1 pseudogene is annotated in these 357 nt (G+C 65.0%); it reads right to left on the bottom strand.

Annotated elements, in window-relative coordinates:
- Positions 1 to 77: 77 nt before the first annotated feature.
- A pseudogene (locus DKT70_RS17705) lies at positions 78 to 357 on the bottom strand (hypothetical protein); the annotation flags it as partial.

Raw genomic sequence — 357 nt, forward strand, 5'->3', positions numbered from 1 at the left:
AGCGTTGGCCGTTGGCAAACTGGTCATGCCCATTCGACGGGAAAACAGTCCCCCAGACTGTTTTCTGATCCGTCTCATTCCAGCGACCAGCGTGCCTTGGGTCGCGCCTCGACCAGGATCGGGGCCCGCGTGCCGATCGCTTTGCGTCGGGCCTTCCGCTTGCGCACTGTCAGTGTCGTCGGGAAAACGGTCCCCCGGACCGTTTCCTGATCCTCCTCCATCCTCGCGGTAGGGCCGATAGATGCCTGAAGGCTCCCCCTCGCGGCGCAAGAGGACGAAGAGCCGGCGACAACCGAAGCGTCGGCCTTCGTTGGCCAGCTTCCGCAACCGATCGCGCAGCACCGTGTCCGGCGCACG

The sequence above is a fragment of the Paracoccus sediminilitoris genome (genome assembly GCF_003259195.1).
Classification (GTDB): domain Bacteria; phylum Pseudomonadota; class Alphaproteobacteria; order Rhodobacterales; family Rhodobacteraceae; genus Paracoccus; species Paracoccus sediminilitoris.